Source organism: Actinoplanes sp. NPDC021490, from assembly GCF_055562135.1.
Genome location: NZ_JBVHFW010000005.1, coordinates 369,032 through 395,831, shown reverse-complemented (window position 1 = coordinate 395,831; position 26,800 = coordinate 369,032). Strand labels below are relative to the sequence as shown.

Sequence of the window (26,800 nt, the reverse complement as noted above, 5' to 3'; positions counted from 1 at the left end):
CTACAGCAGCCGCAACGCTTCCCGGGCGCGGTCGACCGCGGCGGCGATGGTGGCGTCCACGGTCGCCATGCCGGTCTCGGCGATCGCGTCGCCGGGCCGCAGCGAGCCGTCCGGGCGCAGACGCACCTGACGTCCCTCGTACTCGAAATCGGTCTCGCCGGCGTCGCCGACCAGCGTGTGGAAGTCGTCCGGGTGCAGGCTGACGACCAGCGAGCCCGCGTCCGGGGTGGCCGCCATGGCCCGGCGCAGCGCGGCCACCGTGCGGCCCTGCGGGTCCTCCAGGCTGCGCCCGACGATCGCCTCGGCCAGTTCGAAGGCGTGCGCGAGCAGCACCTCCTGCAGTTCGGCGAAGGTGGGCATGAGCTGGTTCTCGTGCTCGGTGACGGCGCGGCCCAGCGCGTTGACCGCCTGGGCCAGCGCGGTCGCCCGGCGCTGCTCGTGGGCCTGCTCGGCCGCCGCGGCCCGGGCCTGCGCGTTCTGCGCGGCCGCGGCCGCCTCGCGCTGGCCCTGGGCCCAGCCTTCGGCGTAACCGGCCGTGCGGGCCTGCTGCTTGGCGCGGTCGAGCGAGTCGCCGTCGACCGGCAGCCCGGTGCGCAGGTCGACCGAGAACCGGGCCGCCGAGGCCGACTCGGCCATCGAGCCGCGCAGCACGGGGCTGCTGCTCTCAGGCGATGAGCTCATCGGCCTCGCCACCGCGCTGGACCTCGATCTGGCCGGAGTCCTCGAGCGACCGGATCACCGAGACGATCTTGGCCTGGGCCTCCTCGACCATCTTGACCTTGACCGGGCCGAGCAGGTCGATCTCCTCGAGCAGGTTCTCGCGGCCGCGCTCGGACAGGTTCTTGGTGACCTTGTCGCGCACGGTGTCGGGCACACCCTTGAGGGCGGTGGCCAGGTCGGCCGGCTCCACCTGGCGCAGCACCAGCTGGATGGCGCGGTCCTCGAGGCTGATGATGTCCTCGAACATGAACATCCGGCGCCGGATCTCCTCGGCCAGCTCGGGGCTGCGGGCGTCCAGGGCTTCCAGGATGAGCCGCTCGGTGGTGCGGTCGGCGCGGTTGATGATGTCGACCAGGGGCTGCAGGCCGCCGACGGTGGAGAGATCGTCGGGCTGCAGCACGGACGAGAGCTTGCGCTGCAGGGCCTGCTCGACTTGGCGGATGATCTCGGGGGAGGTGCGGTCCATGACCGCGATGCGGTGCGCGACCTCGGTCTGCACCTCGAGGGGGAGACCGGCCAGGATCGACGAGGCCAGCGCCGAGGGGATGTGCGCGAGCACCAGCGCGATCGTCTGCGGATGCTCGTACTGCACGTAGGAGAGCAGCTGCCGGGGGTCGGCGTGACTGAGGAAGTTGAACGGGATGTCGTTCATCGAGGCTTCGAGGCGGTCCAGGATGAGCGCCGCGCGGTCCTTGCCCAGTGAGGCCTCGAGCAGCTCACGGGCGTAGTCCATGCCACCCGAACCGGCGTACCGGGTGGTGGCCATGGCATAGAACTCGTCCATCACGTCGTCGACCTGGGTCGGTTCCAGCTTGCCGAGCCGGGCGATCTCGGCCGAGACCATCTCGACCTCTTTCTCCGACATCTGCGACATGATCTGGGCGGACTGCTCCTTGCCGAACTGCACGAGCATGATGGCGGCCTTGCGCACGCCCGTCATCGACATGGTGGTGAGCGCCGGTGTGGTCAACGCGTACTCCCTCGGACCGTCAGCAGGAACATCCGGCCGGCATCGTCACGCCGACGCGGAAAGGCGGTGGCGGCGGCCGGCTGAGCCGGCCGCCGCTTGAAGGTCAGCGCGTCACATCGGCGGCCAGCCAGCCGCGCAAGAGCACCGCCATCTCGTCAGGTTGATCCTTGACCATCTGCTCGATCTCCCGCTGGCGTTCCTCGCGAGCCTGCACGTTCGTGTCGTCCACGGCCATGCCGGCCTCCAGCATCTGCGAGGGAATCGCCTGGTTGAGCTCGGCCAGCCGCTGCGCCTCGAGCGCGGCCTGCATGTCCTCCAGGTGCTTGCGCTCCTCGGGGCTCAGGCCCCGCCGCTTCTTGCTCTTGCGGCTGAAGCGCCAGGCCAGGAAGAGCAGGGCCAGCACGATCACGCCGAGCGCGCCCGTCTTGATCAGCGACATCTGCTTGGCCTGCTGCGCCGCCGTCGAGGAGGCGGCCAGGGCCTCCTGGGCCGCCTTGGCCGCGCTCTGGTCGAACGGCATCGCCGAGACCGCGATCGTGTCGCCGCGGGTGCTGTCGATGCCGGCCGCCGCGGTCACCAGCTGCTGCACCTGGGCGGGGTCGATGGTGCCGGCGGTGCTGCTGTTGAGCAGCACGGCCACGTTGAGCTTCTTGATGCCGCCCGGGGCACTCCGGCGCACCTCGTTGACCTCGTTGACGGCGTTGTTCTTGACGCTCGTGCTGTTCTCGTACTGACCCGGCCCGCTGCTGCTGCCCCCGCCGGTGGTGCAGCCGGGGCCGGCGATGTTGTCCGGCCCGAGTACGCCGCCGGCGCAGTTGTTGGCGCCGTTGTACGCCTCCCGCGAGTTCTGCTCGGAGAGCGCGGGCACCGACGGGTCGGAGTTGTAGCTCTTGCTGGTCGTCTGCGTCTGGTCGAAGTCGAGCAGCGCCGTGGTCACCACGGACGAGTTGCCGGGCCCGACGACGCTGTCCAGCATGCTTTGGATGGACTGGTTCATCCGGTTCTGGAAGGCGACCGTCTGGGATTCAGTCCCGCTGTCCCCGCCGGTGCCGATGGCCGCACCACCACCGGTAGAGAGGATCTTGCCGTCCGCGCCGGCCACGGTGATCTCGGTCGGGTCCAGCCCCTCCACACTCGAGGCGACCAGGTGCACGATGGCCTGCACCTGCTGGCTGTCCAGGGGCTGACTGGCGTTCGAGGCTACCAGCACCGACGCGGTCGGCTTGTCCTGCTCGTCGGCGAAGACGTCCTTCTTGGGGATTACGAGGTGCACGGTGGCCGCCTCGACGCCCTCGATCGACTTGATCGTGTTGGAGAGTTCGCCCTCGAGGGCGCGCTGGTAGTTCGTCTGCTGCATGAAGTCGCTGGTGGTGATGCCCTGCTGGTCGAGCAGCGCATACCCGGTGCCGGCGTCGCCGGGCAGGCCCTCGCCGCTCAGCGACAGGCGCAGGTCGTTCACCTGGTCCTGCGGCACCAGGATGGTCTGGCCGTCGTTGGCCAGCTCGTAGCTGGTGCCGGTCTTCTTCAGTGACTCGACGATCGCGCTGGCGTCCTTGGACGAGAGGTTGTTGAAGAGAATCGAGTATGAGGGCTTCGACGCCCACGTGGCGAAGAAGTAGGCGCCCACGACGAGCGCGATGACTGCCGCGATCGTGACGGCCTTCTGTCCCGGGGTGAAGGACCGGAACGTGTCCGTGACGCGGCGAACCGGAGCGGGAAGGCGGTCGGTCATGTCAGGCCTGCATCCTCATGATTTCCTGGAAAGCTTCGACGGCCTTGTTGCGGACGGCCAGCGTGAGCTGGAGGCCGAGCTGGGCCTCGTTGGCCGCCATCGTGTACTGGGCCGGGTCCTGCAGCGTGCCGTCGGCGGCCTGCACCGCGAGGTCGCTCGCCTTGCCCTGCGCCGCCTGCACACTTTCCAGGCCGCGCGACAGCATGCTGGCGAAGCTCTCGTTCGGTCCCTGCGCCTCGGTGGCCTTGTCGGTGCCGGTCAGTGCGCCGGCCGCGCCCAGGTGGCCGATGTCGGTGACCTTGTCGAGCCCGGACACCGGAGAGATGCTGCCGAACGGGTTGCCGATCGGGCTTATCGGGGAGACCATCGCCTACCTCACTTTCCGAGGTTGATCGCAGCGGTGTAGGAGTCCTTGGCCCGGTCTACGACCGCCAGGTTGGCCTGGTAGGCGCGCTGGGCCATCATCATCTGGGCCATCTGGGAGCCCAGGTCGATGTCCGGCTTGCGGACGTAGCCCTGGTTGTCGGCGAGCGGGTTGTCCGGCTCGTGCACCAGGACACCCTCCGAACTGCCGAACGCAACGCCACCCACCTGCGCGCCGTTGCCGTCCTGGGCCTCCTGGGCGATGACATAGCGGGCCTGGAACGCCTTCTCCGACGTACGGCTGGTGTTGTCCATGTTGGCGATGTTGTCCGACACGGCATCCAGCCACTTGCGGTAGACGGTCACGCCCGAACCGGCGACGCCGATAGCGTTGAAAGTGCTCATCGTCAGGCTCCCTTGATCGCGTCGCGCAGCATCGAGTACTTGGTGTCCAGCGCCCGGAGGGTCAGCTGATAGCGCATCGTCGTGTCGATGTGGGAGAGCGTCTCCTCGTCGAGGTTGACGTTGCTGCCGTTAAGGCGGGTCGGCTCCAGCGACGTCGCGGTCTGCGGAGCGACTCCGAGCGGCGACAAACCCTTGGCTACGGCGCCGCGCAACGCTTCCTCGAACTCAACCTTACGAGCCCGATAGCCTGGGGTTTCGATGTTCGCAATATTGTTCGCGATAGCGCTCTGCCGGGCCGCGAGGCCGGTGACCGCGACGCGCAGGGCGGAAGACGAGACATCGTCGAACACAGCAGCTCCTTGTGTGAGTTCCAAGGGCCGATCCGTGGCTTTATGGTGAGCGATCCGTCGCTCGTACCTTGCAGTTCGGCTCGCGCGCCGATCCGCTGAGTGTCAGACGGTTGCCAGCCGGTTGCTGAAACGCGAGAACGCCCCGGGTCCCCGCATAGGGGGTCCCGAGGCGTTCCGGCTGGGTGGTTACATGGCCCGATCGACGTAGACGGGTCGTTTGACCGCCTCTCCCGTCTCGATGCGGGTGGTCATCGTCATCTGCTGGCGGGTGGCGGTCATCCGCCGGGCGATCTCCTCGGCCGCCTTGAGCTGGCGGGTCAGGATCTCGTCGGCTCGCGGCTTGAGCTCCAGCGGCAGCGCGCCCAGCTCCGTGGGTGGCTTCCACAGGCTGGCCGGCGGAGTCTCGGCGTGGCGGTGCTCGTCGGCGAGCATCGACTCGATCGTGGACACGTCCAGCTCGAGCTCGTCCAGAGCTTCGCTCCAGGCGTTCCGCCAGTCTCCGCCGCTCACGTCGGTCATCCGCTCGTCAGCCGGCAACCGCCGCGGCGGCGGCCTCACGCCAGGCGTCCCGCAGCGGCTCGACCAGCCCGCGGCAGACGGCGACCCGCTGAGGGTCCTTGGCGATGTTGGACCCGATCAGCTCGGTGATCAGGTAGCCGTACAGGCTGGCCAGGCCGGGCGCGCCCGACCAGGCCTCGACGTCCAAGCTGACCTGCAGCTCGATGACGATCTCCTGGGCGTGCGTGATCTTCTCGTGGGCGGTCTCGAGCTCGCCCGCCCGCATGGCCTCCTCGCTCTGTGCCAGGTCGAGGATCAGGCGGTCGTACAGCATGACCAGCAGCTTGGCGGGAGATGCGGTGGTGATCGAGTCCTGCAGGTAGCGGTTGCGCGGGTTCGAGTTCATCGGTCTCCTAAGTCAGGGCCCTGCGATGGCTGGTCGGGGCGGTGGATCAGAGGCCGGAAAGCTGGCCGGCGAGCCAGGTGGACTGGTTCTTGAGCTTGCCCAGTGAGGTTTCGAGGTCGGAGTACTGCTTCTGGAGCGAGGTCCGCTTGGCCGCGAGGCGGAGGTCCCAGCTGCTGATTTGGGTGTTGAGGCCGTCGATCTCGTTCTTGCGGCCGAGGATGACCGAGGTGATGTTGGTCGTCTGGTCGAGCGCGTACTTTTCCATCTGATCGGCGAACTCGATGCCGGCCGCCTGGATCTGAGTCGGGTTCTCGTTGTAGGCGTCGGTGAACTTGGTCGAGTTGAAGGTCAGCCGGCCGCTCCGGTCGAGCTCCACGCCGAGCTTGGACAGCGAGATCGAGATCTTCTCGAGGTTGGTGCGGGTGGCGGCGTCGGTCGGCTGGTTCTTGTCGTACGACGGGTTCGCGTACGTCAGACCGAGGCTGATCTTGCCGAGCATGCTCTGCGAGATGTTGCGGACCGAGAAGTCACCGGTCAGCGGCGAACCCTTCCTGGTGGCCGCGTCGTAGGCCGTCTGCTTGGCGACCTCGCTCAGCGTGCCGTTGGCCGCGTCGACGAGCGCCTGGATCTTGGCCGCGATGCCGCTGACGTCCTGGTCGGAGGTGACCGTGACGTCGTTCTCGAGCTTGGACACGGTGATCGAGACGCCCGGCATGAGCGTGGCGAAGGTGTTGGTGTCGCTGGTGACCGAGTAACCGCCGTTGGCCGCGTTGGCGTCGCCACCGCCGATGTCGAGCTGGGCGTTGGAGGCGGTGGCCACGTTCGTCAGCGGCGAGGCGACGCCGTCGAGCCCGCTGTCGATCCGGAAGGCGGCGTTGGTGCCGGTCTTGGCCCCGCTGATCTGCAGGATGTTGTTGTCGCCACCGGTGGTGACCACGGTCGCCTTGAGGCCGATGCCGGCCGCGTTGATCGCGGCGGCGACGCCCTTGGCCGACTTGTCGTCGCCCAGCGTGATCGTGTTGACCTTGTCGTTGGTGCTGCCGTCGAGCGGGCCGGTGGTGATCTGGATAGTGCCCGAGCCGATGTCGCCGCTGGTCGGCACCTTGGCCGTGGTGATCTGGTTCTTGGCCAGGCTCTTGACGTTGAATACCGTGGTCCCGGAGGCGCCGTTGGTGCCGGTCAGGGCGGTGGCCGTCACGGTGCTCGAGCTCGACGTCGCCTTGACCGCGCGCCAGGTGCTGAGCTGGCCGAGCGAGTCCGCGGAGTTCTTGAGCGAGGTCAGTGCGGCGTTGACCGACTGGTAGGAGGCGATCGCCGTCTGGGCGCTGCTCACCTTCGACTTGAGGCGGGTCTGAGGCGCCGCCTCGACCTGCATCAGCGAATTGATCATGGAAGTGGTGCTGAGGCCACTGACGAGTCCGTCAACCGCTGTGCTCACCGGAGCCTGCCTTTCACTGCTCAACAAAGAAGCGGGGGCAGCCGCTTTTGACGGCTACCCCCACCTATTCGGTCACTTGCCCATGAGATTCAGTTGCTGACGGTGGCAGTTCGGTTAGCGCAGCAGCGAAAGAACGTTCTGCGCCGACTGGTTGGCCTGGGACAGCATCGAGGTGCCGGCCTGGGTCAGGATCTGCGACCGGGTGAAGGACACCATCTCCTGGGCCATGTCGGTGTCACGGATACGCGACTCCGACGCGGACAGGTTCTCGACCGCCACGTTGAGGTTGTTGATGGTGTGCTCGAAGCGGTTCTGCACGGCACCGAGCGTGGCGCGGCTCTCGGTCACCGACGCCAGAGCCTTGTCGATGATCTTGATGGCCGCGTCGGGGTCCTTGGTGAGGTCGAGGGCCGCGGTGCCGAGCGACTCGGAGTCCACGCCGCCGATCGAGATGCCGATCTTCTGGTTGGCGTTCGCGCCGACCTGGAACTTTCCGGTGTTGCCGCCGGTCTTGTCCAGCGCCGTCGCGGTGTCGATCTTGGCGCCGGCCAGGACGCCCCCGGTGTTGTCGGCGATTGCGAAGTCGCCGGAGCCGCCGATCGAGTAGGTCGTGTTGTTCTGCGCGTCGACCTTGGCCGACATGGTGAGCTCGTTGCCCTGGAAGCCGGCCGCCTTGAGGGCCTTCTCGGTGGCCGAGTTGACGGCCTTGGCCAGGTCCTGAGCGGTCGCGTCGGCGGGCAGCGCGTCGATCGACACGGTGATCGGCGTCGTGCCGAGGTCTTGGCCGTTCGGGCTCTTGGTGGCGCCGGCGACCTTGCCGATGTCGAAGCTGAACGTGCCGGAGGTGGCGCCGGTCGGCACCGGGGCGGCCGCCTTGGTGGTGGGGTCGGCGTCCAGCCTGTTGGTCGCGGCGTCGGTGAAGTGCGTCTTGACGGTGTTGCCGAAGCTGCCGTCGAGCAGGTTCTGCTTGCCGAACGACGTGCTCTTGCCGATCCGGTCCAACTCGGCGTTGAGCTGGCCCATCTCCTTGTTGGCGGCCTCGGCGGCCGTCGAGTCGGTGGCGCCCGAGTTGGCCGCCTGCACCGACAGGTCACGCATGCGCTGCAGGATCGCGGTCGTCTCGTTGAGCGCGCCTTCAGCGGTCTGCGCGACCGAGACACCGTCCTGCGTGTTCCGCACGGCGACCTTGAGACCGCCGACCTGCGAGCGCAGGCCCTCGGAGATCGAGAGGCCCGCCGCGTCGTCGGCTGCCCGGTTGATGCGGAAACCGCTGGACAACTTCTCCAGCGACTTCGACATCTGGCTGTCGGTCACCGACAGGTTCCGGTAGGCGTTCTGCGCGGCGATGTTCTGATTGATACGAAGACCCATGAGTACTTCCTCCTTGAGGGGTCTCGAAGCCGGCCCATCCGTGGGGCCGTGGCGGTACGCCAGGTCCGATCGGCGCGATGCCGACGGTTCCTCAGCAGTCTGCGAGATTTCCGCGGTCATTTCCGGCGAACCCGAAGAAACCCGAGACGACTTCACATGACGCCGGAATCGACCGGATCGGGGGAAATCCCTCAGCGGAGTCGCAGACGTGCCGACGTGTCCGAATGAGCGGGTTCGTCGAGCCCGACCGAAGGGAGACGGAGGACCAGGGTGAGCCTCACCGACCTGGCCAGCGTCCTGTGGCGTTCACGTGAGCTGCTCGAGATGCTGCTGTTCAAGCTGGAGGAGGAGCAGTTGCTCCTCGCGGCCAACCGCTCCCGGTGGCTGAGCCACGCCACCCGTGAGGTGGAGGTGGTGCTCGAGCAGATCCGGCAGACCGAGGTCATCCGGGCCGCCTACGCCCAGGACGTCGCGGTGGAGCTCGGGCTCGCCCCCGAGGCGTCGCTCGGCGAACTGGCCGACGCCGCCCCCGCGCCCTGGTCTGATCTGCTGCACCAGCATCGCAAGGCGTTCCTGCTGCTCACTTCCGAGATCAGCGCCCTTGCCGACGTCAACCGCGACCTGCTCACGGCCGGGCAACGCGCAGCACGCGAAACCATGCTCGCGTTCGCCGAAACTGTGGAAACGTACGGACCGCAAGGCCAGACCGTTTCCGGCGGCATCCGCCGCTCCAGCCTGGTGGATGAGGCGATCTGATGGCTAGTTCATTCAGTGGCATCAACACGGCGCTCACTTCGCTCTACGCGCAGCGCCGCGGCCTGGACATCACGGGCCAGAACATCGCGAACGCGAACACCGAGGGGTACACGAAGCAACGGGTGCGGATGGCGTCGCAGACCGGCAGCCTCAACCCCGGGGTCTACGCGACGACCACTCAGGTCGGCAACGGTGTGACCGTCGCCGGCGTAGAGCGCGGCCGCAACGCGTACCTGGAGGAACGGGGTCGCACCGAGCACGCGAACTCGGCCTATCTGCAGAGCCAGAAGGCGTCGTACGCGCAGATCGAAACCGTGCTCGCCGAGCCCAGCGACACCGCTCTGCAGGCCCGTCTGCACGACATGTGGGACGGCTGGAACGACGTCGCCAACAACTGGCAGGACCCGTCGACCCGCTCGTCGCTGCTTGAGAAGAGCCGCACGGTGGCGATCACCCTGAACGACGCGCGGGCCTCGCTCGCCAGTCAGTTCGGCGCGAATCGCAACGAGATGAGCGCGTACGTCGACCAGGTCAACACGCTGGCCGACAACATCGCGCACATGAACAACCAGGTCGTCGTGTCCCGGGCGGCCGGTCTCGAGGCGAACGAGCTGCAGGACCAGCGCGACGTGGCCGTCATGAAGCTCTCCGAGCTGGTCGGCGCCACCTCCCTGGCCAAGACCGACGGCTCGGTCAACATCTACGTCGGAACGTCGCCTCTGGTCAGCGACTTCTCGACGCGCAAACTGGAACTTTCCGGCCCGCCCAACCTGGACTCGTGGGACCCGGGCAACCAGGTCGCGCTCAAGTGGGCCGGCACCGACACCCCGGCGCCCGCGGGCGGCACGATGGGTTCGATGCTCGACACGATGAACAACATCATCCCGGGCATCTCGGGCCAGCTCGACGACGTGGCCAAGAGCCTCGCCGACAGCGTCAACGCGCTGACGACCACGGGCTACGACGTCAACGGCGACCCCGGCACCGAGTTCTTCACCGGCACCAACGCCCGCGACCTCAAGGTTGCGATCGACGATCCGGACAAGGTCGCGTTCTCGGCCGGCAACCCCAAGGCCGTGCCGCCGGCGGTCGCCGCGATCGACAACGACCGGGCCGACGAACTGGCCGCCTTGGGCACCTCGCAGAACGGTCCGGACGCGACCTATCAGCAGATGATCGGGCAGCTCGGTGTGGCCTCGCAGGCCTCGTCCCGGCGCAGTGAGATCCAGGATGCCGTACGGGATCAGGTCGACACCTCCCGTGAGGCCGAGTCGGGCGTCAACCTCGACGAGGAGATGACCAACCTGCTGACCTTCCAGCGGGGCTACGAAGCCGCTTCCCGGGTGCTGACCACGATCGACTCAATGCTCGATCAGTTGATCAACCGCACCGGTCTCGTCGGCCGATAACGGCAAGGGAACCGCATGACCATTCCCAGCAGGGTCACCGACACCAGCATGCGGCACCGCATGCTGGGCGACCTCAACCGCAGCATGGCCCGGGGCCAGAAACTGCAGGAACAGATCTCCAGCGGCAAGCAGCTCAGCCGCCCGTCCGACTCGCCGACCGGGACGGTCACGTCGCTCCAGCTGCGCGGCGAACTGCGTTCCACGCAGCAGTTCTCGCGCAATGCCGACGACGGCCTGGGCTGGCTCGGCACCATTCAGGACAAGCTCGGCGACGCGTCGGGGCAGCTGATCCGCGCACGGGATCTGACCGTGCAGGGTCTCAGCTCGGCCAACAACGCGTCGGCGCGCGAGGCGATCGCCGTCGAGATCGACAACATCCGCCAGTCGATGATCGGCGAGGCGAACACCAAGTACCTGGGCCGGCCCGTCTTCGGCGGGACCACGCCCGGCTCGGCGGCCTTCGACGCAACCGGGACGTACGTCGGTAACGACGGGCAGACGACCCGATCGGTCGGACCCAACGCGAAGGTACGAATCGACACGACCGGCGCCGAGGCGTACGGAGCGAACGGCAGCCCCACGCAGCTCTTCAAGGTGCTGGGCGACATTTCGGCGGCGCTTCGGGCCAACGACGACACCGCGCTGAATGACGGCCTATCCAACCTGGATACGGCCCACGATTTACTAAAGTCCACCCTTTCGGACGTTGGCGCCCGATATAATCGGATTACGCAGATGAAGCAGTCCGCTGATGATCACTTGCTGTCCGTGACGTCGCAGCTGTCCGATATCGAGGATGTCGACCTGCCCAAGGCGATCATGGAATTGCAGATCCAGCAGACGTCTTATCAGGCCGCCCTGGCCGCCTCGGCCAAGGTGATCCAGCCCTCGCTCATCGATTTCCTGAGGTGACCATGACTACTCGTACCGCGACCCGACCGATTGAGGCCACGATGTCCGACCCGTCGCTGGGTCTGCCGACCATCACGATGGCGGTGCCCATGCCCGGTTTCCCGGCGCATCGGGAATTCGTGCTCGTGCGGCTCAACGAAGACGGCCTGCTCTACGCGTTCACGTCCACTGAGGACCCGGATCTGCGCTTCCTCGTGGCGCCGCCGGAGCCGTTCTTCCCGGACTACGCGCCCGAGATCGAGGCCGACGTCTTCGCCGCGCTCAACACCAAGGACGCCGACCGTCTGCTGCTGCTGACCGTCATCACGGCCGGCGCCAACGAGACCACCGCCAACCTGATGGCCCCGATCGTTGTCGACCGGGACTCCATGCGCGCCATGCAGGTGGTGCTGAGCGGCTCGGGGTTCCCCGTCCGCGCGGTCATGAACCCGGTCTACTGACGTCTCCGCAGGCGCGGCCGTTCGAACGGCCGGCGGTCGCGCCTGTCTCGCGATGCTGTCCGTCCACGGATGGAGGAGGGCACCGACGATGCTCGTACTGACCCGGCGCTCCGGGGAAAGCGTGATGATCGGCAACGATGTCGTCATCACCGTGCTCGAGGCGCGTGGAGACGTGATCCGGCTGGGCATCCAGGCTCCGCGTGACGTGCAGGTGCATCGCGAGGAGGTGTACCGGGAGCTGCAGGCCTCGAACCGAGAGGCCGCCTCGCCCACACAGGACGAGGTGCAGGCGGTCAGCGAGATGCTGAAGCCGCCGACCACATCGGACTGAAAGCCATTTCGAACGCCCCGTCGCAATCGCGGCGGGGCGTTTGCTTTTGGCCATTCGGCCGGGAAAAGGCGAAAACGCAACCGCGGGACCGGAATAGCTGAAAGATGTTCATTACCGCTCGTGCGGTGCTGTTCCGGCTTCGAAGGGGGATCGATGTCGCGCCTGGCCGAACTCGGTATCGCCAAACGTCTCGCCCTGATCGTGGGGGTGGGCGCCGTCGCGCTGGCCGCGCTGGCCGCGATCTCCCTCAGCGGCCAGGACCGGCTGACCGACCAGGGCTACAACGTCTCCAGGCTGCATGCCTGCCAGGCGGCCCTGAACCACCTGGACACCCGTCAGAGCGAACTCAAGGTGGACGCCTACCGCTCGGCGCTCGGACAGGACGTCACCCAGGACGTGATCGACGACGTGCAGTCGGCGACCGAGGCCGCGGACGCCGTGGACAGCTGCGGACTGCCGAGCGACATGGCGGCCACGTTCGCCCAGGACCGCGCCGACTTCGTCGCCTTCGGCGAGTTCATCTCCGATTTCGTGGCCTCCGCGGACAAGCGGAGCCGGATCGGGGAGATCCCCGAACGCAACAACGTCACCGACGACGAGCTCGGCGCGCTGCTCGACCGCGTCATCGCCGGCGTCGAGACCGAGCACGCCGACATGGAAAGCACGGTCAGCCACACCCGTACGCTCTCGATCGTCGTCGCCGTCGTCGGCTTCGTGCTGCTGATCGGCCTGGCCATCCCGCTGGCCCGCTCGATCCTGGTGCCGGTGCGCACGCTCGCGGCCGTCATCGAGGCGCTCGCTCGCGGCGACCTGACCGGCCGCAGCGGCATCACCAGCCGCGACGAGCTGGGCACGATGGCCGCCGGCCTGGACGGCGCGCTCGAATCGATCCGCGGCTCGCTCGAGACGATCGGCCGGGACGCGGACTCGCTGGCCGGCGCGGCCGGTGAACTGTCGGCGGTGGCCGCCCAGATCGCCGAAGCGGCCGGCGACACCGACCGGCAGACCGCGGCGGCCGCGACCGAGGCCGAGGAGATCTCCCGCAACGTGCAGTCGGTGGCGGCCGGCTCCGAGGAGATGGGCCTGGCGATCCGCGAAATCTCCCGCAACACCAGCGAATCGGCGCAGATCGCGGCGGTCGCGGTGTCCGAGGCGGCACGGGCGACCGACACCGTACGTCAGCTCGGTGAATCGTCGGCCGAGATCGGCAACGTCATCAAGCTGATCACGTCGATCGCCGAGCAGACCAACCTGCTCGCGCTGAACGCCACCATCGAGGCGGCCCGCGCGGGCGAGTCGGGCAAGGGCTTCGCCGTGGTCGCCAGCGAGGTCAAGGACCTGGCCCAGGAGACCGCCCGCGCGACCGAGGACATCGGCACCCGGGTCGCCGCGATCCAGCAGGACACCGGGGGCGCGGTCGAGGTCATCTCGCGGATCAGCGAGGTCATCGGGCAGATCAACGACTTCCAGACCACGATCGCGTCGGCGGTCGAGCAGCAGACCGCCACCACCGGCGAGATGAGCCGGAACATCGCCGAGGTGGCCGGCGGATCGGCCCGGATCGCCTCCAACATCGCCGACGTGTCGAGCGCCAGCGCGGCGACCGTGCAGGGCGTCGAGCAGACGCGGCAGGCCTCGGACGGGGTGGCCCGGACGGCGGATGATCTGCGCTCGCTGGTGAGTTCGTTCCGGATCTGAGGCGTAGGTAGTTCTCAGCCCTCCACCGCCCCCTCCACCCACCCTGGGGGCAGCGGTGGGAACAGTACGGCGTGTCAAGCCGGCGGCGGCAGTTATCCACAGGCCGCGCACCTATCCACAGGCGGCGCACCCGGACTGCACCGTCGGCGGAACGAGGTTGACAACGGCCGGGCCGCACTCTTCTGGTCAGACGGGAAGATCCCGTCGAGCAGAGTCGGGGAGTGACAGTGAGCGCGGAGCGGGAATCAGTAATCGGGGTGGTCAGCGCCGTCGACGCTCTCGACCTGATGGCCGATGCGCATGTGCACACCGGCTTCTCGGCCGGCCGGGACGCCGTCGGTGTGGTCGTTTCGGCCGCCGACCGGGCCGGGTTGTCCGCGATCACCTTCGCCGACCAGGCCGGACCGGATGCGACGTGGCTTTCCGCGTACGCCGACTCGGTGCGCCGTGCGCAGCTCCGCACCGAGATCACCCTGCGCCTCGCGGCCGAGGTCGAGGTCGTCCGCCCCGACGGGTGGCTCGCCCTTCCGCCCGACATCAGCTCGCTCGAGGCGCTTTCGGTGGCCGTCTCGCGCCTGCCGCTGACGACCGGTGTGGCCGGCGCCCGTGAGGTGCGCGCCATGCTGACCTCGGGCGAGCTCAGCGCCGACCAGGTGGCTGAGCAGCTGGTCGACGTCACCGTACGCGGCATCGAGCGCGCCTCCCGGTACGCGCCGACCCAGCTCGCCCGCCCGCTCTGCCTGCTGGCCCAGGTTGGCCTGGACGACGCCGTGCTTGGCCCCGACCTGATCGGCGCCCTGGCCACGGCCTGCCGCGAGACCGGCACCGTGGTCGAGATCAGTGAGGCCTGGCGCTCACCGTCGCCCCGTGTGGTGGCGATGCTGCGTGCGGCGGGGGTGGCGATGGTGCCCGCGAGTGACGCCCGGTACGCGACCGAGGTCGGGCACTGGCAGTACGTCCGCCGGGTCTGAGCGAAACCGGCCGCTCACCGTAGCCGTCTCCGTACTCTCAGTCATGCCAGCTGTAGGAACGCGTAGGCATGGGAGAGATGCGATGAGTATGGTTCAGCAGGCCATCGAGGTGAGTGCGCCGTTGCACACGGTGTACGAACAGCTCGCCGCGTTTGAAAACTACCCGCAGTTCATGAGCGGCGTGCGTGAAGTCACCCCGATCGGCAACGACCAGACCCACTGGATCATGGACGTGGAGGGGCACCGCCGGGAGTTCGACGCGCAGATCACCGAGCGCTCACTGGACGAGCGTGTCTCCTGGTCGACCATGGACGGGCCGCTGCTCGCCGAGACCATCACGCTGCGGCCGATGGGCGAGACCAAGACGCAGGTGGTGGCCCAGCTCGAGGCCGACATCGCGTTCCTGATGCCGAACGACCGGCACGGGCAGGCCTCGCTGAACAAGCGCCTCAAGACCGACCTGACCACCTTCAAGAGCCTGGTCGAGGGCGGTACGCTCGGCGCCAGCTCGAAGAAGCTGGCCCGCCCGGTGCCGACCCCGGCCGCGATCGCCGCGCGGACCAAGAGCCGCGCGCACCCGGGCGCCGGCTGGGGCACCAGCGCCGCCGAGCACAGCAACGCCAGCCGGGCCGATCTGCCCTATCACGGCATGTCGGCGTCCACGATGGGCACTCGCGTCGACATCACCTCGGCGCCCGGCATCAACGACCCGCACGACCTCGACAACGTGCTGGCCCCCGGCCGCCGGATCGCCGGCCCCGGCGCCGTCAGCGGTTCCGCGAGCGGCAGCGCGCGGATGGGCGGACGCGCCGACCAGAAGGACGCCTGGGGCGACGGCATGATCAACGAAGAGGACCGCGGCAGCGCCCAAGACTGGTGAGCAACGTCTGACGAACCGCCCGCCCCGCAGCCGTGGGGCGGGCGGTTTGGTCTGTGCCGGTCAGACCGGCGCCGCTTCCCAGGAGGCGATCAGCCGGGCCCCGTGCGGGACGGCGTGCTCGTACCGCACCGAGCCGCCGTTGGCCTCGGCCAGGTGCCGCACGATGAACAGCCCCAGCCCCGAGCCGCGCATGAAACGCCCGAACAGGTTGGGCAACAGCTCGTCCGGGATCCCCTTGCCGCTGTCCTGCACGATCAGGTCGACCCGCTCGTCGTGCCGCACGGCCGAGATCACAACCGGTGCGACCCCGTACGCGATGGCGTTGTTGACCAGGTTTTGCAGCACGGCGATGACATGGCCGCGATCGGCCAGCGCCGCCATGTCGTCACCGATCTCGACCAGCACCTCGCCCGGGCCGGCCGACGACGCCGCGACCACCGCCGTGGCCACCTCGTGCAGCGGCACCGGCGCCCGCCGCGCGGTGACCGAGCCCATGTCCAGCCGGAACAGCAACTGCAGGTCGTTCAGCATCTTGATCAGCCGCTGGGTGTTCTTGTCGATCTTCGTGGCCAGTTCGAGCCGGATGTCGTCGGGCAGGTCGTCCCAGTCGGCGCGGAGCAGCTCGGCCAGGCTGGCGATCGAGCTGATCGGCTGGGCGACGTCGTGGGTCAGCATCGACGTGAGGTCGTTCTTGAAGGTCAGCGCCGACTCGAGCCGGGTGTTGGTCTCGCGCAACCGGGCGTTGCCGCGTTCCAGCTCGGCCGCCTTCTCGCCGAGGATCTCCTCGGCCTGCTTGCGCTCGGCGATGTCGACATAGGTGGCCACGTACGCCCGGGGCCGCCCGTGGTCGTCCGGGATCGGCGCCACGCTGGCCAGCACCGGCACCGTGCCCCCGTCGACGCGGGGGAGCAGCCAGTCGCCGCCGGACACGGGCGGCACCGGAGGCGGATCGAGCCGGACGGGTTCGTCGGCGTCGTGCCCGGTGAGCTCGCGCCAGCGCCGGTTCACGTCGATCACCTGGTAGTTGGCGTCGAGCACCATGACGGCCTCGTTCATCGACTGGAACAGCGTGTCGGTGAAGCCGGCCAGCTCGCGCTGACGCCGGTCGGCGCCGACCAGCGTACGGATCAACTGCCCGAGCAGGACGAGCACGACGATCGCGAGCAGGGTGGCGATCGAGGCGGCGACGTGGCGGGGGAGCACGGCCACGCAGAACGCGACCGCGGCAATGACCAGGACGGCGGCGAAGCCGTGCACGACCCGGCCGGCGGTCCGGCTGTGCACCGGGATCGTCTGCAGGAGCAGGGCGAGTCCGGCCGGGACGAGCGCGGCCGCCGGATCGGCGAGGAAGCCGTCCGGCGGAGCGCCTTTCAGTGACATGAGCAGGGCCGTGATGCCGAAGACGGCGACCGCGACGCCGGCGCACCCCGCGGTCAGACGGGAGAGCCTGCCCAGATCACGCACCGCTTCATGCACGTAATCCCCTCAAGATCTGAGGAAGCGAGCATAACGCGGCGTATGCGTATCAAGCGGTTACTTTCCGGCCCACTCGTAGCCGTCCTCGAGCACGATGCGCTCGGCGACCTTGACGATGTCCTCGTGGTGGCGGTTGCCGTGGTGCCCGCAGAAGGCCAGTTCGCCGCCGCTGGTCAGCGTGACCACCAGCTTGGCGGCGGCGCTGCAACGGTCGCAGCGCTCGGTCAGCGAAGCAACGGTGGTGATCTCGGGCGACAGCAGGCTGGACATATCGCTCTCCTTGCTCAGTGGCGGTGTGTAGCGGTACGAGGTGTCAATCGGTCCTCGTCCGCGCCGCTTTAGCTGTTGTGTTCGATCTTCCAGGGCCGTCCGGCGGGGCCGCCGGTGTTGCAACCCAGGTGCAACCGGGTCATCCCTCAACGATGCCCGCAACCCGGCCCGGACATGCCTTGCGGGCCGGGTGAAGTCACTAACAAATGCAAAGGCCGGACCGTGCAACCTGCTGCGGATAGCGTGAGGGCGCGAACCGGCACGGAACGTGACATCAGAACCACCGGGAGGATCCATGTCGCAGGCGCCCGCATCCGAGACGCGGCCCACGGTCCTGGTTGTGGACGACGAGGAGGACCTGCGCGACATCATGCGGCGGATGCTCGAGCGCCGCGGCTTCGCCACCCTCATCGCCGGCGACTCCCAGCAGGCCATCGCCGCCTGCCGAGAACATCCGGGTGACATCGACATTTTGGTCACCGACCTCGGCCTGCCCGGCGTCTCGGGCGGCGAGCTGTCCCGGTCGGCCACCCAGCTGAGGCCCGAGATGAGCGTCGTCTACATCTCCGGCCTGCCCAAGGAGATCGCGGTCGCCGACGGGCTCATCGGCGAGGACGCGCTGCTGGTGAAGAAGCCGTTCAGCAGCGAGGTGCTGGTGCAGACCCTGCGCTCGGTGCTGGGCGAAGAGGAGTAGCGAAGGGCACGGTGAGCTCGCCGAGCCGCCAGCGGGACGGGCCGTCGAGCACCGGCCACCCCTCGGCGCGCATCCGGCGGCAGGTCGCCAGCCAGCGCTGCCGCGGCCCGAACGGGGTGGCCTCGGTCTCCCAGGCCCGGCCCAGCGCCTGCAGGAACGCGTGCACCGGCTCACCCGGCACGTTGTGGTGGATCAGCGCCTTGGGCAGCCGCTCGGCGAAGGTCGCCGGATGATCGAGGTCGGGCAGCCGGGCCGAGAAGGTGAGCGTGGTCGGCGCGGCCGCCTCGACCACGGTCCACGTCGCGATCCGGCCCAGCTCGTCGCAGGTGCCCTCGACCAGCACGGCCCCGGTCGCGGTCATCGCCGTCCACGCGGCGGCCACCTCGTCCTCGGCGTACTGCCGCAAGACGTTGAACGCGCGCACCACCGCCGGCCGCAGACCGGCCAGCTCGAAACCGCCACGCCGGAACTGCAGGTGCGGTGGATCGGCGTACGGCTGCGCGGCCTCCACCCGTACGGGATCGATCTCGAGACCTATCACCGTGACGTCGGGACGCACGGACGCGGCCAGACGGCTCCGCAGCTCGACGGCGGTGACCGGGGTGGCGCCGTAGCCGAGGTCGATCACGAGCGGGTCGGCCGCGCTCCGCAGAAGATCACCGCACCGGTACGCCACATAGTTGTCGACGCGACGCAGCCGGTTGGGATTGGTCGTCCCCCGGGTGATCGCGCCGACCGGCTTCACGACTACTTCTCCCGGTGAACCTTGTGCTGCGCCGCCTGGGCGATCGGGCGCACCACGATGCGGTCCAGATTGACGTGGTGGGGACGCGTGGCCGCGTACGCGATGATGTCCGCGATGTCGTCGGCCACCAGCGGTTCCCGTACGCCGTCGTAGATGGCATCGGCCTTGGCCTGGTCACCGCCGAAACGCTTGAGCGAGAACTCGTCGGTGCGCACCATCCCCGGGTCCACCTCGATCACCCGCACCGGCCGGCCCGACAGTTCCAGCCGCAGCGTCCCGACCAGCGCGTTCTGGGCGTGCTTGGCCGCCGTGTACCCGCCGCCGCCCTCATAGACCGTGAACGCCGCCGTCGAGCCGACCGTCACGATCGTCCCGGCTCCGCTCGCCACCAGCGCCGGCAGGAGAGCCTTGGTCACCCGCAGCGTGCCCAGCACGTTCACGTCGTACATCCATTGCCAGTCCTCGACCGAGCCCGACTCGACCGGATCGAGCCCCTGCGCCCCGCCCGCGTTGTTGACCAGCAGCGTGACCGGACCGCCCAGCCCATCCACCGCCGTGGCCAGCGCCGCCACCGACTCGTCGGACGTGATGTCGCACTCCACGGCGGTCGCCCCGGCCCCGATCTCCTTGACCAGGGCGGCCAGCCGATCGGCCCGCCGGGCCGCCGCGACGACGTGGAACCCCTCGGAAGCGAGCCGGCGGGCGGTGGCCGCCCCGATGCCGCTCGACGCACCCGTCACCACTGCGATGTTCTGCATGACCCCATGATTCCCGATGACTTGAGTCACCCCGGGGCGACTGCATAGTGGTTGAGCGCATCCGTGCGGGGAAGATTAATGACTGCGCAACTATCTGCGTGACACCCGTCCAGGAGGCTGAATCGTGGCAGAATGGCCGACCCCCCGGCGCATCGCCACCCTCTCGGTTCACACGTCCCCGCTCGAACAGCCGGGCACCGGCGACGCCGGCGGCATGAACGTGTACATCGTCGAGGTCTCGAAGCGGCTCGCCCGCCTCGGCGTCGAGGTCGAGATCTTCACCCGCGCCACCCGCAGCGAGCTTCCCCCGGTCGTCGAGATGGTCCCCGGCGTCTCCGTCCGCCACGTCACCTCCGGCCCGTTCGAGGGCCTCTCCAAGGAGGAACTGCCGGCCCAGCTGTGCGCGTTCACCAACGGCGTGCTGCGGGCCGAGGCGGCTCACCCGCCGGGCCGCTACGACCTGATCCACTCGCACTACTGGCTGTCGGGCCAGGTCGGCTGGCTGGCCCGGGAACGCTGGGGCGTGCCGCACGTGCACACCGCGCACACCCTGGCCAAGGTCAAGAACAGGCTGATCGCCAACGGCGACCGGCCCGAGCCCAAGGCCCGGGTGATCGGCGAGGAACAGGTGATCGCCGAGTCCGACCGGCTGGTCGCCAACACCCGGTTCGAGGCGCAGGACCTGGTCGCCTACTACGACGCCGACCCGGCCCGCACCGCGGTCGTGCAGCCCGGCGTCGACCTCGACCGGTTCCGCTCCGGCCCCCGCGAGCGGGCCCGGTTCGGGCTGCCCGAGCACGGCAAGGTCATCGCCTTCGTCGGCCGGATCCAGCCGCTCAAGGCGCCCGACGTGCTGATCTCGGCGCTGGCCGGGATGAACGACCCGGACACCACGCTGGTCATCTGCGGTGGTCCGAGCGGCACCGGCCTCGACCGGCCCAGCGCGCTCATCGAGCAGGCCGCCTCGCTCGGCCTCAGCGACAAGGTCATCTTCCTGCCGCCGCAGAACGGTGACGGACTGGCCGCCCTCTACCGCAGCGCCGACCTGGTCGCCGTGCCCTCGCACAACGAGTCGTTCGGGCTGGTCGCCCTGGAGGCGCAGGCCTGCGGCACACCGGTGGTGGCGGCCGCGGTCGGTGGACTGGTGACCGCCGTCCGGCACGGCCTGAGCGGAGTGCTCGTCGACGGGCACGAACCGCAGGAATGGGCGCGGGTGCTCGACGACCTGCTCGGCCGGCCGCGTGAGCTCCGGCGGCTCGCGGCGGGAGCGGTCGCGCACGCCGCCGACTTCTCCTGGGACCGTACGGCCGAAGGATTGCTGGCCGTCTACCGTGAGGCGATGGTCGCGCACCGCGCCCTGATCGCTGAGCGACTGGAGGCGTACGCATGGTGACCGAACTGATCGAAAAGGTGCTGACCGACCGCGACCTCGAGTGGGACACCACCGGGCCCGGCGCGTACGTCGTCACCCTGCCCGGAACCCACAAGCTGAAGACCGCGGTCAACCTGATCGTCGGCGAGCACGCCATGCGCGTGGAGGCGTTCGTCATGCGCCGCCCCGACGAGCGGCACGAGGAACTGTGGGCCTGGATGCTGCGCAAGAACGCCCGCATGTACGGCGTTTCGTTCTCCATCGACGCGGCGGGCGACATCTATCTCACCGGGCGGGTGTCGCTGGGCGGACTCGACGAGGACGAGCTGGACCGGCTGCTGGGTGCGGTTCTCACGTACGCCGACGAGTCGTTCGACACCATGCTGGAGATCGGTTTCGGGTCGTCGATCCGCCGCGAGTGGGAGTGGCGGGTCAAGCGCGGCGAGTCCCTGGCCAACCTGCAGGCGTTCAAACACCTGGCCCCTCAACCGGACGAATCCTGATTGCCGCTCCACTTCCGGGTGTCGCCGCGCTCGCATCGGGTATTTCGAAATCGATAGGAAATCACCGATGAAATGAGAGGTGAACCGGCGTGGCCGCCACGAAGACCGCCAAGAACCGGACGAGCCGTAACGACACCCCCAACACCCCCGACGTGAGCGAAAGCAAAATCGCCCGGATGAAGGTCGACGAGCTGCGCCGAGAGCTCCGGAGCCGCGGGGTCAAAGGCACCGACGATCTGAAGAAACCGCAGCTGGTCGACAAGCTGATCAAGGCCGAGGTGAAGTCGGCGTCGGGCAAGCGTTCCGGTGGCTCCGGTGGTTCCCGTGGCAAGAACCCGACCAGCCACAACGACACTCCGAACACCCCCGAGGTCAGCGAAAGCAAGATCGCCCGGATGAAGGCGTCCGAGCTGCGTACGAAGCTGGCCCAGCGCGGGGTCAAGGGCACCGACGACATGAAGAAGCCGGAGCTTGTCGAGAAATTCGTCAAGTCCGAGCTGAAGGCGGCCAAGAAGAGCACGACCGCCAAGAAGTCGACGGCCAAGGCCTCTGCGGCTTCTAAGGCTTCTGCGGCTTCGTCGGCCAAGGCGTCGGCCACCAAGGCTCCGACCGCCAAGGCTTCGTCGGCCAAGGCTTCCGCTTCTTCGACCAAGGCTTCTGCGGGTAAGGCCTCTTCGGGCAAGGCTGCGGCGAGCAAGGCTTCGTCGGCCAAGAAGAGCGCCACCGGTGGCAAGCGGACCGGCAAGAAGTCCTCGTCGTCCGTGGACTACTCGCAGGAGATCAAGTCGACCTCCGACCGTCCCGAGCGTCCCGGTCGCAGCCTGGTCACCACCGACCACGAGGTGATCCGCCAGTGGGCGAAGGCCCGGCGCGCGGTGCCCTCGACGGTGGCCGGCACCCAGCACGACGGCCACCTCGGCGTTCTGCGGTTCGACTTCCCGGGCTACTCCGGCGATCGGCTCGTCGAAGTCAGCTGGGCGGAGTGGTTCGAGGCGTTCGACAAGCGCCGGCTCAACTTCATTTATCAGGAGAAGCGGTCGAGCGGCGGGCGCAGCAACTTCTTCCAGTTGGAGAACCCCGACGAATGACGTGTCCGGACTGTGGCTTTTATCCGGTCCAGATGTGGGACAGGTCATCCGCCGATCGGCTAATTGTCGATGACTGTGATGGTGCAGACAGATGGCAGACAGCCAGTTGGCTTGTCTGCCTTGACTGCCGCAACTAGCGTAATCAATGGACGTCGGACCGTTAGTTCGGGGAACTGGTTGATCGGCAACGATCGCCGCGGCCGACGTTTGGGGACGGGTGGCATAAGCCGTTGGGGGACGGCGCGACCCGAGACCGGCGGTTAGTGCGGGCGACGCCTATGGGGATGGGCGTCGTCCGCCGCCGCCGGTGCCAACCAGAGACGGCCCTTGGGGCCGTCTTTTTTGTGTGCTCGGCCCTGGGTGGCTGTGGTGGCGCCGGCCGGCTAACGCTGCCCGCCGGAGACGAGCAGGATGTCGCCGGTTATCCATCGAGCCGCGTCGGAGGCCAGGAAGGCCACCACCGGGCCGTAATCGTCCGGAGTGCCGAGCCGGCCCAGCGGGGTCTCCGCGATGGCCTGCTGCGCCTGGGCCGAGTCGGTGAAGCCCATCGCCCGGGTGCCGTCGGTGTCCGACACGCCGGCCGCGATGGCGTTGACCCGGATGCCGCGCGCGGCGAACTCCTTCGCGGCGACCAGGGTCAGCGAGTTCACCGCGCTCTTCGTCGCGACGTAAAGACCGGCGTACGGCGGATGGCTCCTCGTGCCCGCGGTCGAGACGTTGACGATCGAGGCCGGTCCGAGATCACCCTGCCCGGCGAACGCCTGCATGGTCAGCAGGGTGCCCAGAACGTTGGTGCTGACCTGCTGCTCGAAGTCCTTCGCGCTGACGGCCGTCAGCGGCGCGAACGAGTAGATACCGGCGTTGTTGACCAGGATGTCGACCGGCCCGAACGCGTGTCGGGCGGCCCGGAACAGGTCGGCCACCTGGGCGGCCTGCGAGACATCGGCCCGGACGGCGATCGCCTGCCCGCCGAGCGACATGATCGATGCGACTACCCGGGCCGCGGCGGCCTCGTCTGATCGGTAGTTCACGACGACCTTCGCTCCCGCCGCGGCCAGATGAGCCGCGATACCGGCGCCGATGCCTTTGGCCGCTCCGGTGACCACGGCGGTGCGGTTCTGCAATGTGTTCATGATCGCGAAGGTAGGCGGGCCGCTCACTGCCAGGTAGTACGTACCTTTTCGTAAGCTGCTGCCATGGCGGTAGGAGACCAGGTCACCACCTCGTTGCGGCTGCTGGCCAGTGACACGTTCGACAGCGATTGCCCCACCCGGCCGATCATGGACAAGGTCACCAGCCGCTGGGGCACGCTGATCGTCGCCGCGCTGGTCACTGGGCCGCACCGGTTCTCCGCCCTGCACCGGCGGATCGGCGGGATCAGCCAGAAGATGCTGTCGCAGCACCTCAAGGCCCTGGTGAGCAGCGGCCTGGTGGCCCGCGATGTCGAGCCAACCGTGCCACCGCAGGTCACCTACAGTTTGACCGAGTTGGGGACAAGCCTGGCCGGGCCGCTGACCGACCTGCTCGGCTGGTTCGGCCGCAACCGAGCCGAACTGCTCGCCGCTCAGCAGCAAACGGCGGATTGAGTACGGCAACGGCCGGGCTTCGATACGCGCCCAGAGGACAAGGAGAGTCAGCGAACGTCGGCGGTCACCGACGTCTCGGCCTTGAGGGTGGCCACCCGCCGCTCCCGCGCCGGCCCGGCCAGCAGATGCAACCCCGCGGCCACCGCCCCCAGCAGCCCGACCAAGACCCAGTGCGCGTCCCCCAGGTATTCCAGCCCCGCCCCGCCCAGCGACGGGGCCAGGAACGACGCCGCCGGGAAGGTCAAGAAGAACACCGCCTGATAGCGGCCCCTCAGTGCCAGCGGCGCCAGTTCGGAGTTGATTTCGGCGTTGGGGGGTGCGGCCAGCATGCTTCCGACGGTCCAGACCACCGCGGCCAGCAGATACCAGGCGAGGTGGTCGGCCACGGCCAGCACGCCGAAGCCGACCCCGTCGACCAGCAGGGCCAGCGCCAGCACGCGATGCTTGCGCCGGCCGTCGATGAGCCGGGGCACGAACAACTGCCCGAGCACGATCAAGGCGCCGCCCAGGGCGACCACCGAGCCGTACGCGGCCGGGGACAGCCCGTCGGCCCGCATGGCCAGCGGCACGATGGTGTTGCTCTGGGTGTAGATCAGGGCCTGGATCAGGGTGAGCCCGGCGAACACCAGGAAGATCCGGTCGCTGAGCACGGTGCCGAGCCCGCCGTGCGAGTGGCGGGCCACCGGCCGCCGCAGGGTCTCGGGCACCTTCCAGGCGATCAGCACGCCGGTGACCAGGGTGCATCCGGCGTCGATCAGGAACAGGCCCAGGTAGCTCCACTGGGCCAGCAGGCCGGCCAGCAGTGACGCCCCGGCCAGTCCCAGGTTGAGCGCCCAGAACTGCAGGTTGAAGGCTCGCGACCGTTTCTCGGCGGGGGTCACGTCGATGATCGCGGCCACGAACGCGGGGCCGGCCATCGACTGGGCCACGCCGAGCAGCGCGCAGAGCACGGCGATCAGCGCGAGGTGGGTGCTGAAGGCCATCGCGGCCAGCGCCACGACGGTGGCGAAGTGCGAGGCGAGGAGCGTACGGCGGCGTCCCCAGCGGTCGGTGAGCACGCCCCCGGCCAGGGTTCCGGCCAGACCGCCGATCCCGTACGTTCCCACGATGAGCCCGGCCTGAGCTGTTCCGGCGCCTCGTTGCGAGGTCAGGTAGAGCGAGAGGAAGAGGACCGCGAAGCCGCCGACCTTGTTGATCAGCAGCCCGGTCCAGAGGTACCAGTATGTGGCGGACAGCCCGCCGACTGTGTCCCTCAGCCATGCCCGCATGCGGCGCTCCCGCAATAGGTAACCGTCTTAACAGAGATCGACGTTACCGCGAGGGCAGCTCGGCCGGCGCGTCGGCCACCGGCTCGGCAACGGCGGGCACGGGCGTCGGCGGCTCAAAACCGGCGGCCGGTGTGATCTGCCGGATTCGCCGCTGCCGGCTCGGACCGGACACCAGGTGGCCCACCGCGACCAGCGCGCACACCACGAAACAGCCGATCCACAGGGCCTTGTTGCCCAGGTGCTCCTGAGTGAGGCCGCCGGCGATCGGGGCCAGGGCGGTGCCGGCCGACCAGCTCAACGAGTTCAGCCCCTGGTAGCGCCCGCGCATCGAGGCGGGCGAGAGCGCGGCGACGGTGGTCGCGTTGCTCGGCGACTGGATCATCTCGCCGAGCGTCCAGATCACCACGCTCAGCGCGAAGAACCAGGACGCGTGGGCGAACGCGGTGAGCCCGAAACCGACACCGATGATCAGGGAGCCGAGCGCGAGCACCCGGGACGGTTCGCGCCCGCCGATCAGCCGGGGCACGAACAGCTGCCCGAGCACGATGAGCACGCCGTTGACCGCGATCACCCAGCCGTACGTCGCGGCCGACAGGCCCGCCGTGGTCATCGCGATCGGCAGCGTCGACATGTGCTGCATCATCACGACGATGCCGAACACCGAGACCAGCAGGTACGCCAGGAAGACGCGGTCGCGCAGCACGGCGATCATGCCGCCGCCGGTGTCGGCGGAGCCGTTCTGCCGGTGCCCGCCGGAAGGCCGGGTCTCGCGCAGGAAGATCAGGCAGATCAGCGCGGTGACCAGGGTCGTGCCCGCGTCGACCACGAAGAGCAGCAGGTAGTCGACCTTGGCGGCGAGCCCGGCGCCGACCGCGGAGAGCGCGAAGCCGAGGTTGATGGCCCAGTAGTTGAGCGAGAAGGCCCGCACCCTGTCCCGCTCGGGCACGACGTCGACCATCATCGCCGAGAAGGCCGGCCGCACCGCCTCGCTGAACAGGCCGAGGGTGAAGGTGGCGACGAGGATGTGGGCGTAGTCGTGGGCGAAGCCGAGGGCCAGCATGAGGGCGGCCGCGCCGAACTGGGCGGTCAGCATCGTGGGTTTGCGGCCCCAGCGGTCGGCCAGCACCCCGCCGAGCGTCGTGCCGAGCGCGCCGCCGACACCGTAGAGGCCGATGACCAGCCCGGCCTGGCTCTGCGAGAAGTGCCGGTCGGCGGTGAGGTAGATGGCCAGGAAGATCACCACGAAGGAGCCCAGCCGGTTGATCAGCGTGCCGGTCCAGAGCAGCCAGAACTGCCGCGGCAGGCCACCCACGGCCTGGTCGAACCAACCCCGCACGTTGTCTCCCCGTAAGTAGCGCCCAGCCCCTGCTCCCTTACAACCTAGGGTGTG

General features: G+C 68.6%; 30 protein-coding genes. 13 read left to right on the top strand and 17 right to left on the bottom strand.

Annotation, left to right across the window (positions count from 1 at the left end):
• The 10 genes from ACZ3I4_RS16735 to ACZ3I4_RS16690 all read right to left on the bottom strand — a co-directional run bounded on the left by ACZ3I4_RS16735 (window position 1) and on the right by ACZ3I4_RS16690 (window position 8,253).
• Window positions 1-681: a FliH/SctL family protein gene (locus ACZ3I4_RS16735; RefSeq protein WP_465382804.1), complete on the bottom strand. Its 681-nt coding sequence runs from the start codon at window positions 679-681 to the stop codon at window positions 1-3.
• On the bottom strand, window positions 665-1,690 hold the full coding sequence (gene fliG / locus ACZ3I4_RS16730; RefSeq protein WP_465382803.1) for a flagellar motor switch protein FliG: 1,026 nt from the start codon (window positions 1,688-1,690) through the stop codon (window positions 665-667). The genes ACZ3I4_RS16735 and fliG overlap by 17 nt, the downstream gene beginning before the upstream one ends.
• Window positions 1,691-1,793: 103 nt before the next feature.
• Window positions 1,794-3,422: a flagellar basal-body MS-ring/collar protein FliF gene (fliF, locus tag ACZ3I4_RS16725; RefSeq protein WP_465382802.1), complete on the bottom strand. Its 1,629-nt coding sequence runs from the start codon at window positions 3,420-3,422 to the stop codon at window positions 1,794-1,796.
• 1 nt (window position 3,423) lies between these two features.
• Entirely contained in the window at window positions 3,424-3,789 is a 366-nt protein-coding gene (fliE, locus tag ACZ3I4_RS16720) for a flagellar hook-basal body complex protein FliE (protein ID WP_465382801.1), read from the bottom strand.
• An 8-nt stretch (window positions 3,790-3,797) separates the two neighbouring features.
• Window positions 3,798-4,190: a flagellar basal body rod protein FlgC gene (locus ACZ3I4_RS16715; protein WP_465382800.1), complete on the bottom strand. Its 393-nt coding sequence runs from the start codon at window positions 4,188-4,190 to the stop codon at window positions 3,798-3,800.
• A 2-nt stretch (window positions 4,191-4,192) separates the two neighbouring features.
• On the bottom strand, window positions 4,193-4,540 hold the full coding sequence (locus ACZ3I4_RS16710) for a flagellar basal body rod protein FlgB (RefSeq protein ID WP_465382799.1): 348 nt from the start codon (window positions 4,538-4,540) through the stop codon (window positions 4,193-4,195).
• Between the two features lie 186 nt (window positions 4,541-4,726).
• Window positions 4,727-5,059: a hypothetical protein gene (locus tag ACZ3I4_RS16705; protein WP_465382798.1), complete on the bottom strand. Its 333-nt coding sequence runs from the start codon at window positions 5,057-5,059 to the stop codon at window positions 4,727-4,729.
• 7 nt (window positions 5,060-5,066) lie between these two features.
• Window positions 5,067-5,444, bottom strand: coding sequence for a flagellar export chaperone FliS (gene fliS, locus ACZ3I4_RS16700; RefSeq protein WP_465382797.1), 378 nt, complete (start codon window positions 5,442-5,444; stop codon window positions 5,067-5,069).
• A gap of 46 nt (window positions 5,445-5,490) precedes the next feature.
• Complete coding sequence (gene fliD, locus ACZ3I4_RS16695; RefSeq protein WP_465382796.1) at window positions 5,491-6,882, bottom strand: flagellar filament capping protein FliD; 1,392 nt, start codon at window positions 6,880-6,882, stop codon at window positions 5,491-5,493.
• A 114-nt stretch (window positions 6,883-6,996) separates the two neighbouring features.
• Complete coding sequence (locus tag ACZ3I4_RS16690) at window positions 6,997-8,253, bottom strand: flagellin N-terminal helical domain-containing protein (RefSeq protein WP_465382795.1); 1,257 nt, start codon at window positions 8,251-8,253, stop codon at window positions 6,997-6,999.
• A gap of 270 nt (window positions 8,254-8,523) precedes the next feature.
• Here ACZ3I4_RS16690 and ACZ3I4_RS16685 point away from each other — a divergent pair, with 270 nt between their 5' ends.
• The 8 genes from ACZ3I4_RS16685 to ACZ3I4_RS16650 all read left to right on the top strand — a co-directional run bounded on the left by ACZ3I4_RS16685 (window position 8,524) and on the right by ACZ3I4_RS16650 (window position 15,650).
• Complete coding sequence (locus ACZ3I4_RS16685) at window positions 8,524-9,009, top strand: flagellar protein FlgN (RefSeq protein ID WP_250003385.1); 486 nt, start codon at window positions 8,524-8,526, stop codon at window positions 9,007-9,009.
• The gene (gene flgK / locus ACZ3I4_RS16680) at window positions 9,009-10,418 is read left to right on the top strand and encodes a flagellar hook-associated protein FlgK (RefSeq protein WP_465382794.1); all 1,410 of its coding nucleotides are present in this window, start codon (window positions 9,009-9,011) and stop codon (window positions 10,416-10,418) included. Before ACZ3I4_RS16685 ends, flgK begins: the two co-directional genes overlap by 1 nt.
• Before the next feature lie 15 nt (window positions 10,419-10,433).
• Window positions 10,434-11,330 (top strand): flagellar hook-associated protein FlgL, encoded by an 897-nt coding sequence (gene flgL, locus ACZ3I4_RS16675; RefSeq protein ID WP_465382793.1) that lies wholly within the window; start codon window positions 10,434-10,436, stop codon window positions 11,328-11,330.
• 41 nt (window positions 11,331-11,371) lie between these two features.
• The gene (gene fliW, locus ACZ3I4_RS16670) at window positions 11,372-11,770 is read left to right on the top strand and encodes a flagellar assembly protein FliW (RefSeq protein WP_465382792.1); all 399 of its coding nucleotides are present in this window, start codon (window positions 11,372-11,374) and stop codon (window positions 11,768-11,770) included.
• An 88-nt stretch (window positions 11,771-11,858) separates the two neighbouring features.
• Window positions 11,859-12,101, top strand: a complete 243-nt coding sequence (gene csrA / locus ACZ3I4_RS16665) for a carbon storage regulator CsrA (protein WP_465382791.1) — start codon at window positions 11,859-11,861, stop codon at window positions 12,099-12,101.
• A 153-nt stretch (window positions 12,102-12,254) separates the two neighbouring features.
• Window positions 12,255-13,799 carry a methyl-accepting chemotaxis protein gene (locus ACZ3I4_RS16660; protein ID WP_465382790.1) on the top strand — a complete coding sequence of 515 codons (1,545 nt, stop codon included), beginning with the start codon at window positions 12,255-12,257 and terminating at the stop codon, window positions 13,797-13,799.
• A 227-nt stretch (window positions 13,800-14,026) separates the two neighbouring features.
• Window positions 14,027-14,770, top strand: coding sequence for a hydrolase (locus tag ACZ3I4_RS16655; RefSeq protein WP_465382789.1), 744 nt, complete (start codon window positions 14,027-14,029; stop codon window positions 14,768-14,770).
• An 82-nt stretch (window positions 14,771-14,852) separates the two neighbouring features.
• Window positions 14,853-15,650 carry an SRPBCC family protein gene (locus ACZ3I4_RS16650; protein ID WP_465382788.1) on the top strand — a complete coding sequence of 266 codons (798 nt, stop codon included), beginning with the start codon at window positions 14,853-14,855 and terminating at the stop codon, window positions 15,648-15,650.
• Window positions 15,651-15,710: 60 nt separating this feature from the next.
• On the opposite strand, the gene ACZ3I4_RS16645 is transcribed toward ACZ3I4_RS16650, so the two are convergent.
• Together ACZ3I4_RS16645 and ACZ3I4_RS16640 are read right to left on the bottom strand one after the other, a co-directional pair.
• Window positions 15,711-17,126: a PAS domain-containing sensor histidine kinase gene (locus ACZ3I4_RS16645; RefSeq protein WP_465382787.1), complete on the bottom strand. Its 1,416-nt coding sequence runs from the start codon at window positions 17,124-17,126 to the stop codon at window positions 15,711-15,713.
• A gap of 57 nt (window positions 17,127-17,183) precedes the next feature.
• Entirely contained in the window at window positions 17,184-17,396 is a 213-nt protein-coding gene (locus tag ACZ3I4_RS16640) for a DUF7455 domain-containing protein (protein ID WP_202991182.1), read from the bottom strand.
• Between the two features lie 295 nt (window positions 17,397-17,691).
• On the opposite strand from ACZ3I4_RS16640, the gene ACZ3I4_RS16635 reads away from it, so the two are divergent.
• Entirely contained in the window at window positions 17,692-18,090 is a 399-nt protein-coding gene (locus ACZ3I4_RS16635; RefSeq protein WP_465382786.1) for a response regulator, read from the top strand.
• Here the strand turns inward: ACZ3I4_RS16635 and ACZ3I4_RS16630 are convergent.
• Window positions 18,035-18,835, bottom strand: a complete 801-nt coding sequence (locus ACZ3I4_RS16630) for a class I SAM-dependent methyltransferase (RefSeq protein WP_465382785.1) — start codon at window positions 18,833-18,835, stop codon at window positions 18,035-18,037. The two genes, ACZ3I4_RS16635 and ACZ3I4_RS16630, sit on opposite strands and share 56 nt — an antisense overlap.
• A gap of 2 nt (window positions 18,836-18,837) precedes the next feature.
• The gene (locus ACZ3I4_RS16625; protein ID WP_465382784.1) at window positions 18,838-19,593 is read right to left on the bottom strand and encodes an SDR family oxidoreductase; all 756 of its coding nucleotides are present in this window, start codon (window positions 19,591-19,593) and stop codon (window positions 18,838-18,840) included.
• Between the two features lie 124 nt (window positions 19,594-19,717).
• Here ACZ3I4_RS16625 and mshA point away from each other — a divergent pair, with 124 nt between their 5' ends.
• The 3 genes from mshA (at window position 19,718) to ACZ3I4_RS16610 (ending at window position 22,556) form a co-directional block, all read left to right on the top strand.
• A complete protein-coding gene (gene mshA / locus ACZ3I4_RS16620; RefSeq protein ID WP_465382783.1) occupies window positions 19,718-20,986 on the top strand; it encodes a D-inositol-3-phosphate glycosyltransferase in 1,269 nt (422 codons plus the stop codon).
• Window positions 20,980-21,468, top strand: a complete 489-nt coding sequence (locus ACZ3I4_RS16615; protein ID WP_465382782.1) for a type III secretion system chaperone family protein — start codon at window positions 20,980-20,982, stop codon at window positions 21,466-21,468. The genes mshA and ACZ3I4_RS16615 overlap by 7 nt, the downstream gene beginning before the upstream one ends.
• Before the next feature lie 89 nt (window positions 21,469-21,557).
• The gene (locus ACZ3I4_RS16610) at window positions 21,558-22,556 is read left to right on the top strand and encodes a hypothetical protein (RefSeq protein WP_465382781.1); all 999 of its coding nucleotides are present in this window, start codon (window positions 21,558-21,560) and stop codon (window positions 22,554-22,556) included.
• Between the two features lie 383 nt (window positions 22,557-22,939).
• Here ACZ3I4_RS16610 and ACZ3I4_RS16605 read toward each other — a convergent pair whose 3' ends face one another.
• Window positions 22,940-23,689 (bottom strand): SDR family NAD(P)-dependent oxidoreductase, encoded by a 750-nt coding sequence (locus tag ACZ3I4_RS16605; RefSeq protein WP_465382780.1) that lies wholly within the window; start codon window positions 23,687-23,689, stop codon window positions 22,940-22,942.
• A 63-nt stretch (window positions 23,690-23,752) separates the two neighbouring features.
• On the opposite strand from ACZ3I4_RS16605, the gene ACZ3I4_RS16600 reads away from it, so the two are divergent.
• On the top strand, window positions 23,753-24,142 hold the full coding sequence (locus ACZ3I4_RS16600; protein ID WP_465382779.1) for a winged helix-turn-helix transcriptional regulator: 390 nt from the start codon (window positions 23,753-23,755) through the stop codon (window positions 24,140-24,142).
• A 47-nt stretch (window positions 24,143-24,189) separates the two neighbouring features.
• On the opposite strand, the gene ACZ3I4_RS16595 is transcribed toward ACZ3I4_RS16600, so the two are convergent.
• The gene (locus ACZ3I4_RS16595) at window positions 24,190-25,410 is read right to left on the bottom strand and encodes an MFS transporter (RefSeq protein ID WP_465382778.1); all 1,221 of its coding nucleotides are present in this window, start codon (window positions 25,408-25,410) and stop codon (window positions 24,190-24,192) included.
• Between the two features lie 43 nt (window positions 25,411-25,453).
• Window positions 25,454-26,746, bottom strand: a complete 1,293-nt coding sequence (locus tag ACZ3I4_RS16590) for an MDR family MFS transporter (protein WP_465382777.1) — start codon at window positions 26,744-26,746, stop codon at window positions 25,454-25,456.
• Window positions 26,747-26,800: the final 54 nt, after the last annotated feature.

Bases quoted from the DNA above. Each gene is read 5' to 3' on its own strand.
- ACZ3I4_RS16735 (WP_465382804.1), bottom strand. From the start codon at position 681: ATGAGCTCATCGCCTGAGAGCAGCAGCCCCGTGCTGCGCGGCTCGATG.
- fliF (WP_465382802.1), bottom strand. From the start codon at position 3,422: ATGACCGACCGCCTTCCCGCTCCGGTTCGCCGCGTCACGGACACGTTC.
- fliE (WP_465382801.1), bottom strand. From the start codon at position 3,789: ATGGTCTCCCCGATAAGCCCGATCGGCAACCCGTTCGGCAGCATCTCT.
- ACZ3I4_RS16715 (WP_465382800.1), bottom strand. From the start codon at position 4,190: ATGAGCACTTTCAACGCTATCGGCGTCGCCGGTTCGGGCGTGACCGTC.
- ACZ3I4_RS16705 (WP_465382798.1), bottom strand. From the start codon at position 5,059: ATGACCGACGTGAGCGGCGGAGACTGGCGGAACGCCTGGAGCGAAGCT.
- fliS (WP_465382797.1), bottom strand. From the start codon at position 5,444: ATGAACTCGAACCCGCGCAACCGCTACCTGCAGGACTCGATCACCACC.
- ACZ3I4_RS16690 (WP_465382795.1), bottom strand. From the start codon at position 8,253: ATGGGTCTTCGTATCAATCAGAACATCGCCGCGCAGAACGCCTACCGG.
- flgK (WP_465382794.1), top strand. From the start codon at position 9,009: ATGGCTAGTTCATTCAGTGGCATCAACACGGCGCTCACTTCGCTCTAC.
- flgL (WP_465382793.1), top strand. From the start codon at position 10,434: ATGACCATTCCCAGCAGGGTCACCGACACCAGCATGCGGCACCGCATG.
- fliW (WP_465382792.1), top strand. From the start codon at position 11,372: ATGTCCGACCCGTCGCTGGGTCTGCCGACCATCACGATGGCGGTGCCC.
- csrA (WP_465382791.1), top strand. From the start codon at position 11,859: ATGCTCGTACTGACCCGGCGCTCCGGGGAAAGCGTGATGATCGGCAAC.
- ACZ3I4_RS16660 (WP_465382790.1), top strand. From the start codon at position 12,255: ATGTCGCGCCTGGCCGAACTCGGTATCGCCAAACGTCTCGCCCTGATC.
- ACZ3I4_RS16650 (WP_465382788.1), top strand. From the start codon at position 14,853: ATGAGTATGGTTCAGCAGGCCATCGAGGTGAGTGCGCCGTTGCACACG.
- ACZ3I4_RS16640 (WP_202991182.1), bottom strand. From the start codon at position 17,396: ATGTCCAGCCTGCTGTCGCCCGAGATCACCACCGTTGCTTCGCTGACC.
- ACZ3I4_RS16635 (WP_465382786.1), top strand. From the start codon at position 17,692: ATGTCGCAGGCGCCCGCATCCGAGACGCGGCCCACGGTCCTGGTTGTG.
- ACZ3I4_RS16625 (WP_465382784.1), bottom strand. From the start codon at position 19,593: ATGCAGAACATCGCAGTGGTGACGGGTGCGTCGAGCGGCATCGGGGCG.
- ACZ3I4_RS16615 (WP_465382782.1), top strand. From the start codon at position 20,980: ATGGTGACCGAACTGATCGAAAAGGTGCTGACCGACCGCGACCTCGAG.
- ACZ3I4_RS16605 (WP_465382780.1), bottom strand. From the start codon at position 23,689: ATGAACACATTGCAGAACCGCACCGCCGTGGTCACCGGAGCGGCCAAA.
- ACZ3I4_RS16600 (WP_465382779.1), top strand. From the start codon at position 23,753: ATGGCGGTAGGAGACCAGGTCACCACCTCGTTGCGGCTGCTGGCCAGT.
- ACZ3I4_RS16595 (WP_465382778.1), bottom strand. From the start codon at position 25,410: ATGCGGGCATGGCTGAGGGACACAGTCGGCGGGCTGTCCGCCACATAC.